The sequence below is a fragment of the Microbacterium dauci genome, assembly GCF_030065535.1.
GTDB lineage: Bacteria > Actinomycetota > Actinomycetes > Actinomycetales > Microbacteriaceae > Microbacterium > Microbacterium dauci.
Genome location: NZ_JASJND010000002.1, coordinates 84205 through 103346, shown reverse-complemented (window position 1 = coordinate 103346; position 19142 = coordinate 84205). Strand labels below are relative to the sequence as shown.

17 protein-coding genes and 1 tRNA gene are annotated in these 19142 nt (G+C 68.1%); 4 read left to right on the top strand and 14 right to left on the bottom strand.

Features of this window, described 5'->3' with window-relative positions:
- Positions 1 to 3 precede the first annotated feature (3 nt).
- The 9 genes from QNI14_RS04015 to QNI14_RS03975 all read right to left on the bottom strand — a co-directional run bounded on the left by QNI14_RS04015 (position 4) and on the right by QNI14_RS03975 (position 10015).
- The gene (locus QNI14_RS04015; RefSeq protein ID WP_283715026.1) at positions 4 to 1083 is read right to left on the bottom strand and encodes a D-alanine--D-alanine ligase family protein; all 1080 of its coding nucleotides are present in this window, start codon (positions 1081 to 1083) and stop codon (positions 4 to 6) included.
- Positions 983 to 2095, bottom strand: a complete 1113-nt coding sequence (locus tag QNI14_RS04010) for an NAD(P)H-dependent glycerol-3-phosphate dehydrogenase (RefSeq protein ID WP_283715025.1) — start codon at positions 2093 to 2095, stop codon at positions 983 to 985. The genes QNI14_RS04015 and QNI14_RS04010 overlap by 101 nt, the downstream gene beginning before the upstream one ends.
- Positions 2096 to 2120: 25 nt before the next feature.
- A complete protein-coding gene (locus QNI14_RS04005) occupies positions 2121 to 2882 on the bottom strand; it encodes a lysophospholipid acyltransferase family protein (protein ID WP_283715024.1) in 762 nt (253 codons plus the stop codon).
- Positions 2883 to 2886: 4 nt separating this feature from the next.
- The gene (gene murA, locus QNI14_RS04000) at positions 2887 to 4251 is read right to left on the bottom strand and encodes a UDP-N-acetylglucosamine 1-carboxyvinyltransferase (RefSeq protein WP_283715023.1); all 1365 of its coding nucleotides are present in this window, start codon (positions 4249 to 4251) and stop codon (positions 2887 to 2889) included.
- A gap of 67 nt (positions 4252 to 4318) precedes the next feature.
- Positions 4319 to 4915 (bottom strand): 3-isopropylmalate dehydratase small subunit, encoded by a 597-nt coding sequence (gene leuD, locus QNI14_RS03995; RefSeq protein ID WP_283715022.1) that lies wholly within the window; start codon positions 4913 to 4915, stop codon positions 4319 to 4321.
- A 3-nt stretch (positions 4916 to 4918) separates the two neighbouring features.
- Positions 4919 to 6364 (bottom strand): 3-isopropylmalate dehydratase large subunit, encoded by a 1446-nt coding sequence (leuC, locus tag QNI14_RS03990; protein WP_283715021.1) that lies wholly within the window; start codon positions 6362 to 6364, stop codon positions 4919 to 4921.
- Between the two features lie 171 nt (positions 6365 to 6535).
- Positions 6536 to 7792: an aromatic amino acid lyase gene (locus tag QNI14_RS03985; protein WP_283715020.1), complete on the bottom strand. Its 1257-nt coding sequence runs from the start codon at positions 7790 to 7792 to the stop codon at positions 6536 to 6538.
- The gene (locus QNI14_RS03980) at positions 7789 to 8811 is read right to left on the bottom strand and encodes a hypothetical protein (protein ID WP_283715018.1); all 1023 of its coding nucleotides are present in this window, start codon (positions 8809 to 8811) and stop codon (positions 7789 to 7791) included. The genes QNI14_RS03985 and QNI14_RS03980 overlap by 4 nt, the downstream gene beginning before the upstream one ends.
- A gap of 130 nt (positions 8812 to 8941) precedes the next feature.
- Positions 8942 to 10015, bottom strand: a complete 1074-nt coding sequence (locus QNI14_RS03975) for a TerC family protein (protein ID WP_283715017.1) — start codon at positions 10013 to 10015, stop codon at positions 8942 to 8944.
- Between the two features lie 206 nt (positions 10016 to 10221).
- On the opposite strand from QNI14_RS03975, the gene QNI14_RS03970 reads away from it, so the two are divergent.
- Entirely contained in the window at positions 10222 to 10782 is a 561-nt protein-coding gene (locus QNI14_RS03970; protein ID WP_283715016.1) for an RNA polymerase sigma factor, read from the top strand.
- A complete protein-coding gene (locus QNI14_RS03965) occupies positions 10779 to 11888 on the top strand; it encodes a DUF4349 domain-containing protein (RefSeq protein WP_283715015.1) in 1110 nt (369 codons plus the stop codon). The genes QNI14_RS03970 and QNI14_RS03965 overlap by 4 nt, the downstream gene beginning before the upstream one ends.
- Before the next feature lie 58 nt (positions 11889 to 11946).
- On the opposite strand, the gene QNI14_RS03960 is transcribed toward QNI14_RS03965, so the two are convergent.
- Positions 11947 to 12022, bottom strand: a tRNA-Glu gene (locus QNI14_RS03960).
- A gap of 142 nt (positions 12023 to 12164) precedes the next feature.
- Here QNI14_RS03960 and QNI14_RS03955 point away from each other — a divergent pair.
- Positions 12165 to 12803 carry an MBL fold metallo-hydrolase gene (locus tag QNI14_RS03955; protein ID WP_283715014.1) on the top strand — a complete coding sequence of 213 codons (639 nt, stop codon included), beginning with the start codon at positions 12165 to 12167 and terminating at the stop codon, positions 12801 to 12803.
- A 74-nt stretch (positions 12804 to 12877) separates the two neighbouring features.
- On the opposite strand, the gene QNI14_RS03950 is transcribed toward QNI14_RS03955, so the two are convergent.
- The 4 genes from QNI14_RS03950 to QNI14_RS03935 all read right to left on the bottom strand — a co-directional run bounded on the left by QNI14_RS03950 (position 12878) and on the right by QNI14_RS03935 (position 17031).
- Positions 12878 to 13144 (bottom strand): HPr family phosphocarrier protein, encoded by a 267-nt coding sequence (locus QNI14_RS03950; protein ID WP_283715013.1) that lies wholly within the window; start codon positions 13142 to 13144, stop codon positions 12878 to 12880.
- A gap of 86 nt (positions 13145 to 13230) precedes the next feature.
- Complete coding sequence (locus QNI14_RS03945; protein ID WP_283715012.1) at positions 13231 to 15273, bottom strand: PTS fructose transporter subunit IIABC; 2043 nt, start codon at positions 15271 to 15273, stop codon at positions 13231 to 13233.
- Positions 15266 to 16252 (bottom strand): 1-phosphofructokinase family hexose kinase, encoded by a 987-nt coding sequence (locus QNI14_RS03940; protein WP_283715010.1) that lies wholly within the window; start codon positions 16250 to 16252, stop codon positions 15266 to 15268. The genes QNI14_RS03945 and QNI14_RS03940 overlap by 8 nt, the downstream gene beginning before the upstream one ends.
- Positions 16249 to 17031: a DeoR/GlpR family DNA-binding transcription regulator gene (locus QNI14_RS03935; RefSeq protein ID WP_283715008.1), complete on the bottom strand. Its 783-nt coding sequence runs from the start codon at positions 17029 to 17031 to the stop codon at positions 16249 to 16251. Before QNI14_RS03935 ends, QNI14_RS03940 begins: the two co-directional genes overlap by 4 nt.
- A 319-nt stretch (positions 17032 to 17350) precedes the next feature.
- Here QNI14_RS03935 and QNI14_RS03930 point away from each other — a divergent pair, with 319 nt between their 5' ends.
- The gene (locus QNI14_RS03930; protein WP_283715005.1) at positions 17351 to 19135 is read left to right on the top strand and encodes a beta strand repeat-containing protein; all 1785 of its coding nucleotides are present in this window, start codon (positions 17351 to 17353) and stop codon (positions 19133 to 19135) included.
- Positions 19136 to 19142 lie beyond the last annotated feature (7 nt).

The window sequence follows — 19142 nt, the reverse complement described above, 5'->3', positions numbered from 1 at the left end:
GCGTCAGCGTGCGAGGTCGATCAGTTCGCTGATCAGCGCCGGGTAGCTCAACCCGCTCTCGATCCAGCACGTCGGGAACATCGAGATCGGCGTGAACCCGGGCATCGTGTTGACCTCGTTCACGAAGAACTCCGTGCCCGTGTAGAAGAAGTCCACCCGTGACAGGCCCTGCCCGCCGACCGCTTCGAACGCGCGCGCGGCGATCCGCTGCATCTCGGCGAGTTCACCCTCGTGCAGATCAGCCGGGCACACGAGGTCGATGCCGTCCGCGCCGAGGTACTTCGCCTCGAAGTCATAGAAGTCGCGGCCCGACACGACGATCTCGCCGGCGACGCTCACGCGCGGCACGCCGCCGTCCCGTCCCTGCAGCACGCCGCATTCGACCTCACGACCGACGATCGCCTGCTCGACGAGCACCGTGCCGTCTTCGGCGAACGCGGTCTCGAGGGCGGCATCCAATTCGGACCAGTCCGAGACCTTCGACACACCGACGCTCGACCCGGCGCGTGCCGGCTTCACGAACGCGGGGAGACCGAGTCCGCGGATGCGGCGATGCCACAGGTCCGGGGTGCGTTCCAGATCGGCACGGGTCACCGTGACCCACGGCACGACCGGAACACCGGCGGCCTGGAGGATGCTCTTCGTCGTGTGCTTGTCCATGCCGATCGCCGACATGAGGAGGCCTGCACCCACGTAGGGCAGATCGAGAAGTTCGAGGAAGCCCTGGACCGTGCCGTCCTCGCCGAACCGGCCGTGCAGGATCGGGAAGACGACGTCGATGTCGCCGAGCGACTCGACGCTGCCGTCCGGATGCCGCACCTGCAGTTCGCGCGTCAGCGTCGAATCGGGCCAGATGATGCGCGTGCCGTTGTCGACGACCTCGGGAAGCCGCTCGGGATCGAGCGCGAACTTCTCGGGTCGGTCCTCTTCGAGGACGAACGCGCCGTCGCGGGTGATCCCGACGGGGATCACCCGGAAGCGGTCACGATCGATCGCCCGCAGCACCCCGCCCGCGGTTGCGGAACTGATCGAGTGCTCGCTCGATCGACCGCCAAAGAGCAGCACCACCGCCGCCTTGTTCATTCGAAGTCCTCTCGCCGGTGGGCTCGTCGTCGTCTGTCGTGAGGTGGGGCGCGATGTCGCGCGGATGCATGATGCCGTCGAGCACCATCTTCACCTGTTCCACGATGGGCATCTGCACGCCGGCCTCGCGGGCGAGGTGCAGCACTGGCGCGACGGAGGCGAGTCCCTCGGCGGTCTGGTCCATCTGCTTCACGACTTCGTGGAAGCTGTAGCCCTGACCGAGGAGCCGTCCGGCGGTGTTGTTGCGACTGAGGGGCGATTGACACGTCGCGATGAGGTCGCCGAGGCCGGCGAGGCCCTGCAGGGTCTCGGGCTCGGCGCCCTGCGCGACGGCGAAGTCGGTCATCTCGACGAGACCGCGCGTGATGATCGACGCCTTGGTGTTCTCGCCGTACCCGACGCCGTCGACGATGCCGATCGCGACCGCGATGAGGTTCTTGAGGACGCCGCCGAACTCGGTGCCGATCACATCCGTGTTGACGAAGGTGCGGAAGTACTTGTTCCGGGCGCGTCGTGCGACCGCTTCGGCTGTCTCCTGGCTCGACGAAGAGATCACGGCTGCGGTGGGGTGCTGGCGCGCGATCTCGAGGGCGAGGTTCGGACCGGATGCCACCGCGATGCGGTCGGGGTCGCAGCGGAGCTCGTGCTCGAGGACTTGGCTCATGCGCAGGCCGGTGCGCTTCTCGACCCCCTTCATCAGGGAGACGATCGGCGCATCGCTGCCCGTCAGGAGCGGGCGGACGCCCTTCAGGTTCTGCCGGAGCGCCTGGCTCGAGATCGCGATGTAGACCTGCGTCGCGCCGTCGAGTGCTTCGGCGAGGTGATGGGTCGCACTGAGATTGCGCGGCAGGTTGATGCCGGGCAGGTACTGCGAGTTGCGCTTGCCCTCGCGGATCTCGTGCGCCTGCTCCGCCCGACGAGCCCACATCATAACGTCGGCGCCGCCGTCGGCGAGTACCTTGCCGAACGTGGTGCCCCAGCTTCCGGCACCGAGCACGGCGACACGGGGCATCGGCGCGTCGCGCCGATTCGATTCCCTAGGAGTCAAGGCGTCCGGTCTCCTTCTGGCCGTGCTGCGCGGGGTTCCAAAGCGCGGCGGGCGGCGTCTCGCCGCGCAGCTCGCCGAGCAGCGCGGAGATGTCGCGCATGACGACATCGGTGGCCGCAGCGAGCGTGCCGGGCACCGTGCCCGTGAAGGCGCTCAGATCGACGGGTGGTCCGAGCAGCACGCGCACCCGGCGACGTGGCGGCCAGAACCGCAGCTTGCCGTACCGCGGGAGGATCTCCTGCACACCCCAGGTCGCGACCGGGATCACGGGGATCGGCGTCTCCGCGCTCAAGGCGAGTCGCACCGCACCGGTCTTGCCGCGCATGGGCCAGAGGTCCGGATCGCGGGTGAGCGAACCCTCCGGGTAGACGATGACGCCGCGGCGATCCGCGACGAGCGCGCGGGACTGCTCCAGGGTCTGCTTGGCCGCGGACGCCGACGATGCCCGGGCCACGGGGACCATGCCGGTCGCGCGGAGGATGGCTCCCAGCACCGGCACCTTGAAGAGGCTCTCTTTGGCCATGAACCGAGGTGCCCGACCCAGCCGCCAGGTCGCGACCGCGATGATCACCGGGTCGAACTCGCTGTAGTGGTTCGGCGCGAGGACATATGGCCCCTCAATCGGGAGGTGCTCACCGCCCTCGATCTCGATCCGCGCGAACCATCCGGTACCTGGCACCACGATCGCAGCGGCCGGCCAGAACGCGCTCGGCCGGGTCTTCTCCGCGGAGGCACGGCGACGTTCGGTCACGGGGTCAGTCTGTCACGTCGAAGTCGGCACCCAGGGCGGTGAGCTTCTCGAGGAACTTCTCGTAGCCGCGGCGGATGATGCCGATGTTGCGGACCGTCGACTCACCCTCTGCGGCGAGTGCGGCGATGACGTAGCTGTAGCCGCCGCGCAGGTCGGGGACGACGACGTCTGCAGCATGCAGCGGGGTGGGGCCGTTGATGACCGCCGCCTGCTCGAGCGCTCGACGAGGGACCCGGCGGTCCGAGTTCGCGATGCCTTCGGGGTGCACGACGATGTCCGCGCCCATCTGCACGAGCGCCCGGGTGAACCCGAGCCGGTTCTCGTACACCGTCTCGTGGACGATCGACTCGCCTTCGGCCTGGGTGAGTGCGACGATGAGCGGCTGCTGCCAATCCGTCATGAAGCCCGGGTGGACATCGGTCTCGACGGTGACCGGCTTCAGTGCGCCGCCGCGACGGAAGCGGATGCCGTCCTCAGCGATGTCGAAGTCACCGCCGACCTTGCGGAAGACGTTGAGGAAGGTGAGCATCTCCTGCTGCTTCGCGCCGGCGACGAAGATGTCGCCGTCGGTCGCGAGCGCGGCACACGCCCACGAGGCGGCCTCATTGCGGTCGAAGATGCTGCGGTGGTCGTAGCCGCGCAGCGACTCGACGCCCTCGATGAAGATGACCCGATTGGGCTCGTAGGAGATGATCGCGCCCATCTTCTGCAGCACCGCGATCAGATCCATGATCTCGGGCTCGATCGCCGCGTTGCGCAGCTCGGTCGTCCCCTTCGCGCGCACGGCGGTGAGGAGTACCTGCTCAGTCGCGCCGACACTCGGGTACGGCAGCTCGATGTTGGCGCCGTGGAGGCCGTTCGGGGCCGAGAGGCGGATGCCGCTCGGCTGCTTCTCCACGATCGCGCCGAAGGAGCGGAGCGCGTCGAGGTGGAAGTCGATCGGACGGTCGCCGATGCGGCATCCACCCAGGTCGGGGATGAACGCCTGGTGCAGCAGGTGCAGCAACGGGCCGCAGAAGAGGATGGGGATACGCGAGGCGCCGGCGTGGGCATCGATCTCTTCGAAGTTCGCCGAGACCGCACCGCTCGGGTCGAGCTTCAGCACGCCGTCCTCGAGCTCGGTGACCTCGACGCCGTGCACCTCGAGGAGCGAGCGCACCACGTGGACGTCGCTGATCTCGGGCACGTCCCTGAGGATGCTCGCCGTCTCGCCGAGCAGAGACGCCACCATCGCCTTCGTCGCGAGGTTCTTCGCCCCCTTCACGTCCACGCGGCCCACCAGGGGGCGTCCGCCGCGGATCGTCAGCGTCTGGCCGAGGCTGTTGCCTCCGGCCGGCGTCGGTGCCGAGTCGCTCAAGAGTGTGTTCATCGATGAGACCTCATCTGTGTATCGAGGATTCGTCGGGCGCGCTCCGTTGTGCAGGGCGCGATCCGGCTTATCGGACGGGGAGTGTCCGTGGCCGCCACGCCTCTCGGCGCGCCTCGAACTGCGCGATCTTGTCTTCATTGCGCAGCGTGAGCCCGATGTCGTCGAGTCCTTCGAGGAGCCGCCATCTAGTGTAATCGTCGATGTCGAACGTGGCCTGGAGGTCGCCGACCCGCACCGAGCGTGTCTGCAGATCGACTGTGACCTCGCGACCGGGCTCCGCTTCCAGCGCGGCCCAGAGCGCTTCGAGCACCGCCTGCGTCACGACGCCCGTGACGAGCCCCTGCTTGCCGGCATTGCCGCGGAAGATGTCGGCGAACTTGGTGCTCAGCACGACGCGGAAGCCGTAGTCACGGAGCGCCCAGACGGCGTGCTCACGGCTGGAGCCGGTGCCGAAGTCGGGACCAGCGACGAGCACGGATGCCTCGCGGTACGGCTCCTGGTTGAGGATGAAGTCCGGGTCCTGACGCCAGTTGGCGAACAGCGCGTCCTCGAAGCCGGTCTTGGTGACACGCTTCAGGTACACCGCGGGGATGATCTGGTCGGTGTCGACCGCCGACCGGCGCAGGGGCGCGCCGATCCCGGTGTGAGTGGTGAACGCATCCATGGTTCAGACCTCCGTTCCGACGCGCGCGTCGAGATCGCTGGGGCTGGCGAGTCGGCCGAGCACGGCGGTGGCAGCGGCCACCTGCGGCGATACGAGATGGGTACGTCCGCCCTTGCCCTGGCGTCCCTCGAAGTTGCGGTTGCTGGTGGAGGCGCACCGCTCCCCCGGCGCGAGCTGGTCGGGGTTCATGCCGAGGCACATCGAGCAGCCCGCGAAGCGCCATTCCGCGCCGAACGCGGTGATGATCTTGTCGAGCCCTTCGGCTTCGGCCTCCAGGCGCACGCGCGCGGAGCCCGGAACGACCATGACGCGGACGCCCGGCGCCTTCTCGCGCCCTTCGATGAGCGACGCGAACTGGCGCAGATCCTCGATCCGGCTGTTCGTGCAGGAACCCATGAACACTGCGTCGACCGGCACCTCTTTGAGCGGCGTGCCCGGCGCGAGGTCCATGTACTCGATCGCACGCTCTGCAGCGGCCCGCTCGTTCGGGTCGGTGAAGTCCGAGGGGGTCGGGACGACGCCGCTCAGCGACACGCCCTGCCCGGGGTTGGTGCCCCACGTGACGAAGGGCTCCAGCTCGTCGGCATCCAGGAACACCTCGGCGTCGTACACGGCGCCCTCATCGGACGGCAGGGTCCGCCAGTAGGCGACCGCATCGTCCCAGTCCTGTCCGGTCGGCGCGTGGTCGCGCCCCTTCAGGTACGCGAACGTCGTCTCGTCGGGGGCGATCATGCTGGCGCGCGCCCCCGCCTCGATCGACATGTTGCACATCGTCATGCGCCCCTCCATCGAGAGGGAACGGACCGCGGAACCGCGGAACTCGAGCACGTACCCCTGGCCACCGTTTGCGCCGATCTTCGCGATGATCGCGAGGATGATGTCCTTCGCGCTCACGCCCGGCTTCAGCTCGCCCTCGACCGTGATGGCCATCGTCTTGAAGGGCTTCAGCGGCAGCGTCTGCGTGGCGAGGACGTGTTCGACCTCACTTGTGCCGATCCCGAACGCCATCGCGCCGAAAGCGCCGTGGGTCGACGTGTGCGAGTCGCCGCATACGACGGTGACGCCCGGCATCGTGAGCCCGAGCTGCGGACCCACCACGTGCACGATGCCCTGCTCCTTGTCGCCCAGCGAGTGCAGGCGCACACCGAACTCCTCGGCGTTGCGGCGGAGCGTGTCGATCTGCGTCCGGCTCGTGAGGTCCGCGATGGGCTTGTCGATGTCCCACGTCGGGGTGTTGTGGTCCTCGGTGGCGATTGTCAGGTCGAGGCGACGCACCGGACGACCTTCGGCGCGCAGGCCGTCGAAGGCCTGTGGGCTGGTGACCTCGTGGACCAGGTGCAGGTCGATGTAGATCAGGTCGGGCTGACCGTCCTCGCCCTTCACGACGAGGTGGTCGTCCCAGACCTTTTCGGCCAGGGTGCGGGGGCGGTCGGGTACGGAAATGGTCATGCTCTCTCGTTCTCCAGGAAGTGGATCAAGCCCGCACTGCACACCGCGACAGGAGAGGGCTCAGAACGAGGTCCCGTCGCGGCCGCGAAGAAGGAGGCGAGCGATCCGCATGAGGCGACATTACCACCGGCATCGATCTTCGGTTCGCCCTGGCACCGTCACACAATTACGCTATACCGCGCCCCAGCCCGCCCGAAGCGCTGCAGACCATTGGGACGCGAAGTCCATCACGTCATCGACGCGCGCCGCCACACCACCGAGAGCCGATTGCATCGCGTCCATGCTGCGGTGAGTCTGAGAACGCGGCTCGTAGAGCTCAATGCATTGCTCGACTTGAGCGCACATCAATAGGACACGAACCCCGATCTCGAGCGACATGTCATACATGTCCTCAACCCCCCCCGACTGCGGAGACACAAACGAAGGCGCAGACAACAGCGCACGACTGCGTTCGAGGATTGATTGGGCAACCTTGGGACCCTGAACAAGCTCGGGCTGCGGATGTAGGCCGAGATCGTGGTCCAGCAACCGTTGGACGTGGTGACCGATTAGATGCAGCATGCTCAGCGTCGCACTCAACCTATGTGTCAGCTGGAAATCGAGATACGAATTCTGACTGACTGCCCGCGCCTCCGGCTCGGCGACAATGAGCGGGTTGGCAGATTGGTGGCTCAACCGGGATTCAAGAGCCTGCTCCAACTCGCCAATCGTTTGGACACCGAGAGAAACAACGGGACTCACGTCACGCATGCTGATCGCGGCCTGAACTCGGGTAGCGGTGCTCTCGGTATCGAGGAGTTCTCTGACTCTCGCTTCACCAGCGTGACTCGAACGAAGTGGTACTTGACGATCGATCGTCGGCACCAGAACCAAGAAGCGGGCAAGGAGCCGGTGGGCTTTCAGAAGGGCAACGATCCCAATTGAGGTGGAGACGAAAGAACCGCTGACCGAACATATGAAGTCGCCGGAGGACATCGAGTGTCGCTCGGACAGGAGAAGTTCCCGAAGCCACCATGACCCCGGTACGACGTCGGCAGCCCCGTAACTCGCCAGCCAAGCGCCGGAGACGTCCCCTTCCCTCTCCGTTATCGACGAGTGGATAATTCGTCGGTACGTTTCGAGACTTATCCCGGAACCTCCGACAGACAACTGAGCCGCCTTCGTAGCCGACAAGAGGCGAAAGAAGCTCCGGGGCACCGAAATCTTTGCGCCGACTAAGTGGTCCTTCAACAGATGGTCATCGAGTGACCTGCCGTGCACGGCGTCGAACGGCCCAACCCGAGTGGTAAAGCCGTAAACCGTGGCCCCGTGTTCGACGAGTCGAAGCACCGCATCCCTATCTCCGGAAATCCGTTCTTCTGCGTCGCGCCAGGTCTGCGGCTCTTCACCGTGAATCGAAGCTAAAAGGACGTCGTCGAGAGCGCTCACTTGAATCGCCTCGAGAGCGCGCCAGCGCCTAGAAGTGAGACGAGACTGACGGCGAGCACGACTCCGGATCCAATGAGCACACCGTCAATATCCGAGAACCGGATGACTTCGAGTAGACCTCGGCCCTGCGAACCCGCACTGCCTTGGCCAACCACGGTGAATGAGAGGTCAACCAAGCCGATCACAAGACCAAGAGCAGACACAAATGTAAGCGCAAGGAGCACTCCTTCGACCGCCTTCTGATAGCGAGAGACAGCGAGTTGATCTACAACTTGCGCATGCGCCATCGCAGCAGAAATGTCCGACTCTGCCTGCGCCCGTGTGGCCGGGTAGTCCCAGGCAGCCAGGGTCGCGCGGGCGACCGCACGCGGCCGAATGCGGGTGCCATTCGAGACCTGCCCCCACGATAAGGTGTGGCGCTGAAATTCAGCGCTCACTCGCACGAGGCTCTCCAACCGCTTGTGGGCCCCCGCGGCCGACGTACTCGTATACAGGTCGTCGAAATCACCGCGAGCCGTCTCCATCAAGTCGGCCAACTCGCACCAAAGCGCCTGAGCCTCCGCTAGCCCCGCGAGGATCTCAATGTGGATACTCGGCGCAAGCGCGTCCCAGCCGTCAAGGCGCCCGCCTCCCCAACCAATGGCCAGCGACGCACCGTCTCCGATAGAGACCTGCAATCTATCTGCCGCAGGCCACACATCGGACTCAGAATGGTCCATCGAGAGCTGCAGACGCGCTACCCAGCGGAGGGGAGCTTCACTCGAATGCGCTTCACCTGCGACCCGCGCCACCTCGTCGAGGAACATCTCGAGGTGATCCAGATCACGCCTTGTGTCTGCCACGTCGACAACGAGAAACAGCACACGGTAGCCGTGGACAACTGCAACTTCTCTGAAAACGACTGTTACGTGCTCCTCCACCCAAACGCTGGACGTACGTGGCGGCATATCCAACCACTCAACGTGCGGCCGCCTGTTGACCTGCACGCCCGAATACGGCGCGATAAGGAGATATCTCACATCCGAATCGTATCTAGGTCTTCATGACCTCGCGGAATTCGATCACGCCCGCTAGCCAACCACAGGGCTCAGACAGCGTCCTGGGGCGGCGTAACGCGGGGACGCAGTGTATACGCCCCCGCGTTACGACTCAGTGGTCGCTGCGGTTGGATGCCTCGGGGTCGCCGTCTACGGACGCAGGCGTACCCCTCTCGTCGGCCACCGCTGCAGCCGCGTGCACCGGCTCGCGCAGGCCGTCGCGGCGCACCGCGACGAGCGACGCGATCGTGGCGACGGCCATCGACGCGATGATGACACCGAGCGAGAGCCACGTGTTGATGACCGGCACCCATTCGATGTGCTCGCCGCCATTGATGAACGGCAGCTCGTTCTCGTGCATCGCGTGGAAGACGAGCTTCACGCCGATGAAAGCGAGGATGAACGCGATGCCGTAGTGCAGGTACTTCAGGCGATCGAGCAGGCCGCCGAGCAGGAAGTAGAGCTGACGCAGACCCATCAGCGCGAAGATGTTCGCGGTGAAGACGATGAACGCGCTCTGGGTGATGCCGAAGATCGCCGGGATCGAGTCGATCGCGAACAGCAGGTCGGTCATGCCGAGCGCCGCGAACACGATGATCATCGGGGTGAAGAACTTCTTGCCGTCGATGACGGTGCGGACCTTCGCGCCGTCGTACTCGTCGCTGATGGAGATACGGCGACGCAGGAGTCGGACGACGAAGCTGTCCTTCTTCACTTCCTCATCGTGCTCCTCGCCGGGGAAGGCCTGACGCCATGCCGTGTAGATGAGGAAGGCGCCGAAGAGGTAGAACACCCAGCTGAACTGCTCGATGATCGCGGCGCCGAGCAGGATGAAGATGCCTCGCAGGATCAGCGCGATGATGATGCCCACCATGAGCACCTTCTGCTGGGCCGCGCGCGGGACCGAGAACTGACTCATGATCAGCACGAACACGAAGAGGTTGTCGATCGACAGGCTGTACTCGGTGAGCCAGCCCGCGACGAACTGCCCGGCGTACTCACCGCCGGCGAAGATCCACATCAGCAGCGCGAAGATGAGCGCGAGGGTGACGTAGAACACGACCCAAAGCGACGATTCCTTCGTCGAGGGGATGTGGGGGCGCTTGATGATCAGCAGCAGATCGGCGACGAGGATCAGGGTCAGGACGACGAGCGAACCGACCTCGAAGGCGACAGGGAGCTCCATACGAGCCTTTCACGAGGAGGATGCCGAGAGTCTCTCCCCCGCCGGTGTCGGCGGCGCGCGCCCGGACTACCGCAGAGGGAGGTCGTGATGACGGACGCGCGAGGACGGGATACTCCCTCTCGATCATCAATCGTACCGGGCGAGGCGATGTGAGACGATCACCCCGATACCGACACTCCCCTGCCGAGAGAACGATTGAGGACCCGATGGGCGATGCGGTCGAACGCACCGACGCGGAACTGGTCGCTGCCGCTGCCGGCGGCAGCGAAACGGCATTCCGCGAGATCTTCCGCGCCTACGCGCGGCCGGTCTACTGGATCGCGCACGGCCTCGTCGGCAACACGGCGGATGCGGAGGACGTCATGCAGGAGACCTTCCTGGCAGCGTGGCGCAAGATCGGCTCGCTCGACCTCGTCAGTGAGTCGCTCCTCCCCTGGCTGGTGACGATCTGCAGGTTCCAGAGCGCGAACCGGATCCGACGGCAGCGACGCGACCGAACCCACACCGCGGCCGCCCTGGACGAGGCGCTCCCCTCGACCGTCGATGTCGAGGAACAGGTCATCACGCAGGCGCTCGCAGACCGGATCGTCGACGAGCTCGGCACGCTGTCGAGTCTCGACCAGGAGGTGTTCCGGCTCTGCGCGACGGAGGGGTACGCCTACCAGGCCGCCGCCGAGCAACTCGGCGTCTCACACGCCGTCGTCCGGAATCGTCTCTCCCGCATCCGCACCCGCCTCCGCGCGGTCGTCGAACCGGAGGGAACATGAACACCGATCAGCTCGAGCTCCCTGAGCTCAGTGCCGCGCGACTCGACGCGATCGAGCGCGAGCTCTTCACCCGCATCCGGCACGACGCCGCGCAGCAGGGCACCGCACGTCGGACTCGCCGCCGTCGCGCGTGGCTCGGTGCCGGAGCCGCCGCCGCGATCATCGTCGTCGCCGCGGTGATCGGTCCGGCACTCAGCGGTGGGTTGGGGCTCGGCGGGTCCTCGACCGGCGCGGCAGACAGCGCGGCGGAGCCCGCGGTGGGCCAGGAGATGTCCGGTCCGGCCGACGGCGACCTGTCCACGGGCGATGAAGGCGCGAGCGTGTACGAGGGGTCCGCAGGCGGAGCCGAGGCGCCCGCCGAAGAGGAGTCAGCAGGGCGCGAGGTGATCGCCACGGCGTCCGTCACGCTGGAGACGACGGATGCCGCCGCGGCATCCGATCGCATCACGGCACTCGCAACCGATGCCGGCGGATATGTCGAGTCGCTCAGCCTGCAACGCGCGGAGGGAATCGCCGACGAGTCCGCCGGTGACATGGCGATGGAACCGTACGGCGGCGACGCGTGGATCACTGTGCGCGTCCCGGCAGCTCAGCTGACCGAGGTGACCACCGCGCTCGCGAGCATCGGCGAGGTGCGCTCGTCGGAGATCCATCGCGCCGACGTCACGACGGAGGTCGTCGACTTGCGGGCACGCGTCGCCGCGCTCGAGGCGTCGGTGGACCGGCTCCGCGAACTGATGGCGGATGCCGCGTCGACGGCGGATCTCCTGACGGCCGAAGACGCTCTCGCCGAACGCCAGGCCGAGCTCGACTCGCTGCGCGGGCAGCTCGCCGTGCTCGACGACCAGGTCGCCCTGTCGAGCCTCACCGTCTGGCTCACCGAGCCCGCACCCGTCGTCGCCGCTGACCCGACCGGGTTCGGCGACGGTCTCGGTGCCGGCTGGAACACCCTCGTCGCGACGGTGAACGGCATCGTCATCGGACTCGGGTTCCTGCTCCCATGGCTGGTTGCGATCGGCATCGCCGTGGTGCTGGTCACCGTGATCGTGCGTGCAGTTCGGCGTCGCCGCAGTCACGTGGACAGCGCGTCGGCCGAGGTCGAGTGAGGGACGCTCAGCCCTGAAACGACGAAACCCCCGACCGTGATGGTCGGGGGTTTCGTGTTGGTGACCCCAGCGGGATTCGAACCCGCGTTACCGCCGTGAGAGGGCGGCGTACTAGGCCGCTATACGATGGGGCCGTACTTTTTCGCTGACCCCCGGGCTCCGGAGGCAACCGTAAAAGTATGCCACGGCGTCGATGGAGAAACAAAATCGGGCGCCGCTTTCGTGCGTCCGGGCGCGTCGCTTGCCCGGGAGAGGTCACCTCGGTTGACTGAACGCATGCGCGTCACGAAGCACGAACATGCCTGCTTGCGTCTGGAGACCGGCGGGAAGACCCTCATCATCGATCCCGGCGGGTTCACCCTCCCCCTCGACGATCTCTCCGAGCTGGCGGCCGTCGTCCTCACGCACGAGCACCCCGACCACTGGACGCCGAAGCACCTCGAGCAGCTGCTCGCCGCCGCTCCCGGCACGCCGATCTTCGGGCCGGCCGGGGTTGCCGCCGCGGCATCCGAGTTCGACATCACCGTCGTGGCGCCCGGCGAGGCGATCGAGGTCGGCCCGTTCCGGCTCGAGTTCTTCGGCGGCACCCACAATGTGATCCACGCGTCGATCCCCACCATCGAGAACGTCGGCGTGCTGGTGAACGAGACGCTGTACTACCCGGGTGACTCCTACGCGGTGCCCGGCGACCGGGATGTCGCCCTGCTCGCCGCGCCCGTTGGGGCGCCGTGGTTGAAGATCGGCGAGGCGATGGACTTCGTACTCGCCGTCCGCCCCGCGCGCGCGTTCGGCACCCACGACATGACGCTCTCCCGGATCGGCCTCGACATGCACCGGTCCCGACTTCGCTGGGCGACCGAGCAGGGCGGCGGCGAGTTCCTCGACCTCGAGGCGACGGAGTCCGTCGACGCCTGAGCTGTACTCGACGCACAACGACGGATGCCGCGGGGGTTCACCCCGCGGCATCCGTCATTCGGTCGACCGTGCGATCAGGCGTCGTGGTCGGTCTCGAGGAAGGCGACGAGCCCGTCGAGCGCAGCATCGGCGCCCTCGCCCTCGGCCTTGATGGTGACGACCGTGCCCTTGGTGGCGCCCAGACCCATGAGGGTCAGGATGCTGCCGGCGTTGAGGTCGGGGCCACCGGGGACCGCGATGGTGACAGGGATGCCCGTCTCCTTCACTGCCTGCACGAAGAGCTTCGCGGGACGGGCGTGCAGTCCGGAGCTGCTCGCGACGGTTGCGGTCCGTTCGGCCATGGGGTTCCTCCTAGGGGTGTGCTGCGACGACGCGGGATCGCGATGCGGCCGCGAGGTCGCCTTGGGTTCAAGTCTGCCCGAAAAGGTCAGACGGTGACGGCGGCCGCCGGGATCTCGGCGACCGGGGTACGGCGAGCGAAGCGCTTCAGGACGACGACGAGCACGGCGCTGACGATGGTGCCGACCGCGATGGACAGCGCCCAGAGCCAGAAGTTCTCGATCGCGAAGAAGACGAACACACCGCCGTGCGGGGCCTTCGCGGTCACCGCGAAGAACATCGATAGTGCACCCGTCACTGCGCCGCCGACCATTGCGGCCGGGATCACACGGAACACGTCGGCTGCGGCAAACGGGATCGCGCCCTCGGAGATGAACGCTGCGCCGAGGAGCCACGCCGCCTTGCCGTTCTCACGCTCCGCACCGGTGAAGAGCTTCCGCCCGAGCACGGTCGAGGCGAGCGCCATCGCGAGCGGCGGCACCATACCCGCGGCCATGACCGCGGCCATGATCTGGAGGTAGCGGTCGTCGCCGGCGATGCCCGCCGCCAGGTTCGCGGTCGCGAAGCCGTAGGCGACCTTGTTGATGGGTCCACCCAGGTCGAAGCACATCATGAGGCCGAGCACGACACCGAGGATGATGACCCCGGCGCCCGTCAGGCCGCTCAGCCAGGTCGTGAGCACGGTCATGAGCCAGGCGATCGGCCCACCGAGGACGAGCAGCATGAGGCCCGACGCGAAGATCGAGGCGAGCAGCGGGATGATCACGACCGGCATAAGTCCACGAAGCCAGCGCGGGGTGTCAAGGCTGTTCAGCCACCATCCGGCAAGGCCGGCGAGGAGACCGCCGACGATGCCGCCGATGAAGCCGGCGCCCATGAGCCCGGCCACCGAACCGGCGACGAAACCGGGCGCGATGCCAGGGCGGTCGGCGAGGCCGTACGCGATGTACCCGGCGAGGGCGGGGACGAGGAACGCCATCGAGGCGTTACCGATGATGAACGCGACCGAGCCGAGGTACTGGCCCAGCGGACCCATCGGCGAGGTGATGTTCTCGGTGGGAAGGTTCCACAGCGAGTTGCCGAGGACGACGTTCTGCGCGTTGTCCGTGACGTTGTAGCCACCGAGCAGGAAGCCGAGCGCGATCAGCAGACCACCACCGGCGACGAACGGGATCATGTAGCTGACGCCGGTGAGAAGCGCCCGCTTGACGCTGCCACCGAGCGACGGGCGCGCAGCCGCTTCTGCAGACGCGACAGCCGCGGTGCCGCTCACCCGAGTGGCCTTCGGATCGGATGCCGCGGCGGTCGCCTCGGCGATGAGCTGGGCGGGCTGCTCGATGCCGCGCTTCACGCCCGAGCGGACGACCGGCTTCCCCGCGAAGCGCTGCTGCTCGCGCACGTCGACGTCCACGGCGAAGATCACCGCATCGGCGTCGTCGATGATGGCCTGGTCGATGGCCTTGTAGCCGCTCGAACCCTGCGGCTCGACGACGAGGTCGACGCCGGCCGCGGCGCCCGCGGCGGTGAGGGCGTCTGCGGCCATGAAGGTGTGGGCGATGCCGGTGGCGCACGCGGTGACGGCGACGATACGGACCGGACGGGCCTCGGTCGAGGTCGTCGATGCCGCGGCGGCGGCGGCTTCACGGCGGGTCGCCGGAGCGGCATCCGTCGTCGCTGGCTCATCGACGATGGCGCCGCGGACGATCGCGAGCACCTCGTCGGCGTTCGTCGCCGCGCGGAGACCGGCGGTGAAGTCCTCGCGCATGAGGCTGCGAGCGAGACGCGACAGCACCGCCAGGTGCTCCTCGGCGGCCGTGTCGGGCGCCGCGATCAAGAAGACGAGGTCTGCCGGACCATCGGTGGCGCCGAAGTCCACGCCCGGCACGAGGCGGGCGAACGCGAGCGACGCCTGCGTCACGGCGGCACTCTTCGCGTGCGGGATCGCGATCCCGCCGGGAAGGCCGGTCTCGTCGAGCTCTTCGCGGGCCCAGGCGTCGGCTGCGAGGGCCGCGGCGTCATTCGCCCGACCCTGCGTGGCGATGCGCTGGGCGAGCGCCTCGATGACGGCGCGCTTGTCGGCGCCGAGCGGTTCGTCGATGCTGACGAGCTCCGCAGTGATGATGTCAGTCACGGTGACCTCCGGTGGTCGTGGTGGTGTTCGGTGTTTCGAGGGGGACGACCGGCACATCGCCGGTCGGCAGGTCTTCGGGAGTCGGCGCGACGGTGCCGTCCAGTGCCGCGGCGGCGGACCCGTATCGGATGCCGCTCCGCAGTGCGTCGGCGGGCGTCTCTCCGGCGATCGCTGCGAGCAAGTACCCCGCGAGCGAGCTGTCACCGGCGCCGACGGTGCTCCGTACGCGGGTCGGCGGCGGTGTCCCGTGCCATGCGCCGTCGGCGGTGACGAGGACTGCACCGTCGGCTCCAAGGGTCACCAGCGCAGCACCCACACGAGTGGGGACGAGACGGCGCGCGACGGCAAGGACCGCTTCGGGGAGCGGCAACGAGGTGTCGAGCGCAGCACCGACGAGGCTCGCGAGTTCGTCGTCGTTCGGTTTGATGAGGTCGGGGCGCCCGTCCGCAACGACCGCCGCCAATGCGGGGCCTGAGGTGTCGACGGCGATCGCCGGCGAGGCGGTCCCCCAGCGTGACCGCACGGCGCGGATGACCTCGACGTAGAAACCGTCGGGCAGCCCCGGTGCGAGCGAGCCGGCGAGCACGAGCCAGGTGGCTCCCGCGGCCGCCTCGACCACGGCTGCGGTGATGGCTGCGGCATCCGCGTCGGTTCGCACGGTTCCCGGAAGATTCAGCTTCGTGGTGACGCCGTCGGCGTCGGCGATCGTGAGGTTGGCCCGCACAACACCCGCGAGTGGCACGCCGTGGTGTGCGACCCCGGCGTTCGTCAGCAGTGCACCGAAGGGGTCGCCCGGATCGAGTGGGAGGACCGCGAGTGTCTCCGCTCCGGCCGCGGCGAGCACTCGCGCGACGTTGATGCCCTTGCCGCCGGCGTCCTCGCGAGCGCCGAGCGCGTGCTGCACCTCGCCCGTCCGGAGCGGCTCGGCGAGCGACACCGTGCGGTCGAGCGATGGATTGGCGGTGAACGTGACGATCATGCGACGACGACCTCCACGTCGGCGTCCGCGAGCGCGAGCGCGAGCGCACCCTGCGGGGGAAGATCGGTGATGAGCACGTCGACGGCGTCGAGCTGCGCGAACGACACGAGCAATTCGGCGTCGAACTTGTCGGCATCGGCCACGACGACGACACGGCGGGCCGCGGCCACGATCGCGCGCTTGACCGCAGCCTCGTCGGGGTCGGGTGTGCTGAGACCGAAACCGACCGAGAGCCCGTTGGCCCCGATGAAGGCGATGTCAGGTCGGAGTCGCCCGATCGCGTCGACCGTGTGTGCTCCGACGGCGGCAGCGGTCAGGCCGCGCACGCGTCCACCGATCACGGACAGTCCGACGCCGGGGATGCCCGCGAGCGTCTGCGCGACCGTCATGGCATGGGTGACGACCTCGATCCCCGCGCGTGGGCGACCGTCGGTCGCAAGCAGCCTCGCGATGGCGGCGGTCGTCGAACCCGCATCGAGATACACCGCTCCATCGAGCTCCTGCCCGAGTAGCGAGACTGCGGCAGCCGCGATCGCGTCCTTCGCGGGTCCGTGCTGCGACGCACGCTCCGCGAGCGAGGGCTCGAGGGTGCTGGCACGGGATCGGCTCACGGCCCCGCCGTGCACACGACGCACGACGCCTGCGGCCTCAAGAGCGGCCAGATCACGGCGCACAGTCTCGGTGGTCACGCTGAAACGATCAGCGAGATCGGGGACCGACACGCGACCGTCGGTCGCGATGAGCTGCTCGATGAGCTGCTGCCGCTCCGTTGCGTACATGTGGTCCTCCTTGAACAGACCACACATTACAACACATAACAACAGGACCGCAACGGTTGTCGCGGGCGCTGCGGGGCCTGCTTGGAGGACGTCCACAATGGGACTCAGCACCAGCAGGCTGACACTTGGTGCCAGCCGTCAGACTCTCGCGTCGTGTCGTGACGCACGGCATGCCTGCTGTTACCGTCGATCAGCTCGTGAGCGGAGCGCGTCGACGATGACACGCTCACCCGACCCTCGAGTACCCGAGGAGGCGGACCCCCGCCCGATCACCACCTCGCCGGCGACGCTGCCGGTGCGCACCATGCGGGAGCCCTCGATGACGAGATCGCACATCCATCAGCACGGACTGGGAATGAAGGTGATGGTCGGCGTCCTCGCGCTGCTGCTCGTCGCGATCACGACCTTCTCACTCCTCACCATCGCGAAGCTCACCGACGGCGCGGGCCGCCTCGACGAGGGCGCCGCTCTCGCACGAAGCGGGTCGCAGCAGCTCGCGAGCGGCGCAGACGAACTCGCCACCGGCGCCGGAAAGGTGTCCGACGGCGCCGCCTCGTTGGAGGAGGGTGCTGCCACGGCAGCCACCGGCGCGTCAGCCCTGGCGAACGGCGCCGACAGTGCGGCCGACGGAGCCGGGTCGCTCGCGACCGGTGCCGGGACGCTCGCCGCGGGCGCCGTCACCCTCGCCGATGGGACGACCGCGAACCGTGACGGCGCCGCGAAGCTCCGTACCGGCGCGACCGAAGCGGCCACCGGCTCGACGCTCCTGGCCGACGGCGCCGCCGACGTCTCGGACGGCATCGACGCCGCGAAGGACGGCATCCAGCGCCTCGACGCCGGCGCGGCGACGCTCGCAGACGGCGCTGCCGCGGCCGGTGACGGCGCAGCGCAGCTGTCAGCGGGCCTCGGCACGGCGTCCAACGGGGCCGGCCAGCTCGCCAGCGGCATCGGCACCGCAGCATCCGGCGCAGGTCAGCTGGCCGCAGGCCTCGGCTCGGCCGCGAGCGGCGGCGCATCGCTGAAGGCCGGCGCCGCCACCGCCGCCACCGGCGCCGCGAACCTCAGCGCGGGTGCGGCGTCGCTGCGGGATGCCGCTGTCGGAGCGGTCAGCTCCACAGCAGCCCTTCCCGGCGGCGCCAGCGCGGTCGCCGCCGGCGCAGACAACCTCGCGACGAACCTGACCGCGCTCGCGGCGACGGTCGCCGACCCGGCCCTCAAAGTGCAGCTCGAAGGGCTCGCTGCCGGCGCCGACGATCTGGCCACCAGCGCGGGCACCGTCAGCGGGGGCGTTGCGTCCCTCCACGGCGCGCTCAGCAGCGTGACGACGAACGTGACTTCGCTCGCGAACGGCGCCTCCTCCCTCGCCGCGGGCGTCGGCGCGGTCTCCACCGGCGCGAGCGACCTCTCCGCAGGCCTCGACACGCTGGCGACCAAGTCCGGTGAGCTCGCCGGCGGTCTCTCGACGGCGGCGACGAAGTCCGGTGAACTCGCGGCCGGCCTGGACACCGCGGCGACGAAGTCCGGCGAGCTCGCCGCCGGTGTCAGCCGTATCTCCGCCGGCGCCGGCGAACTGTCCACCGGCCTCGACACCCTCGACCGGAAGACCGACGCGCTCGTCGCGGGCGGTGCGCGGCTCGCAGGAAAGGCGGGCGACCTTCGCGACGGTCTCTGGACGATCCAGGCCGGGACGCAGCGCCTGTCCGACGGTTCGCTGCGGCTGCATTCGGGCGCGCACAACCTCGCAACGGGTGCCGGCACCCTCGCCGAGGGCGCGGACTCGCTCGCGACCGGGACGACGAAGCTCGCGACGGGGGCGGGTGACCTGTCGGCCGGGCTCTCCGACCTCTCGGCCGGTGCGGGGGAACTCGCCACCGGCACGACGACGCTCTCGGACGGGGCGTCGACGCTCGCCGAAGGTTCGGGATCGCTGAGCGACGGCAACGCCCAGTTGGCCGACGGTACCGGCGAGCTGGCCGCAGGCACGTCGAGCCTCACCCCGACGCTGCTCCCCTGGCTGTTCGGTGCGGTGATCGTCGGAATGATCGCGATCGTCCTGTGGATGTGCCACCGGATCGCGCACAAGCGGCGCCTCGCCACCGCGTGAAGAAACG

Coding starts and splice junctions, on each gene's coding strand:
- QNI14_RS04015 (WP_283715026.1), bottom strand. CDS start 1,083: ATGAACAAGGCGGCGGTGGTGCTGCTCTTTGGCGGTCGATCGAGCGAG.
- QNI14_RS04010 (WP_283715025.1), bottom strand. CDS start 2,095: ATGCCCCGTGTCGCCGTGCTCGGTGCCGGAAGCTGGGGCACCACGTTC.
- murA (WP_283715023.1), bottom strand. CDS start 4,251: ATGAACACACTCTTGAGCGACTCGGCACCGACGCCGGCCGGAGGCAAC.
- leuD (WP_283715022.1), bottom strand. CDS start 4,915: ATGGATGCGTTCACCACTCACACCGGGATCGGCGCGCCCCTGCGCCGG.
- leuC (WP_283715021.1), bottom strand. CDS start 6,364: ATGACCATTTCCGTACCCGACCGCCCCCGCACCCTGGCCGAAAAGGTC.
- QNI14_RS03975 (WP_283715017.1), bottom strand. CDS start 10,015: ATGGAGCTCCCTGTCGCCTTCGAGGTCGGTTCGCTCGTCGTCCTGACC.
- QNI14_RS03970 (WP_283715016.1), top strand. CDS start 10,222: ATGGGCGATGCGGTCGAACGCACCGACGCGGAACTGGTCGCTGCCGCT.
- QNI14_RS03965 (WP_283715015.1), top strand. CDS start 10,779: ATGAACACCGATCAGCTCGAGCTCCCTGAGCTCAGTGCCGCGCGACTC.
- QNI14_RS03955 (WP_283715014.1), top strand. CDS start 12,165: ATGCGCGTCACGAAGCACGAACATGCCTGCTTGCGTCTGGAGACCGGC.
- QNI14_RS03950 (WP_283715013.1), bottom strand. CDS start 13,144: ATGGCCGAACGGACCGCAACCGTCGCGAGCAGCTCCGGACTGCACGCC.
- QNI14_RS03940 (WP_283715010.1), bottom strand. CDS start 16,252: ATGATCGTCACGTTCACCGCCAATCCATCGCTCGACCGCACGGTGTCG.
- QNI14_RS03935 (WP_283715008.1), bottom strand. CDS start 17,031: ATGTACGCAACGGAGCGGCAGCAGCTCATCGAGCAGCTCATCGCGACC.
- QNI14_RS03930 (WP_283715005.1), top strand. CDS start 17,351: ATGACGAGATCGCACATCCATCAGCACGGACTGGGAATGAAGGTGATG.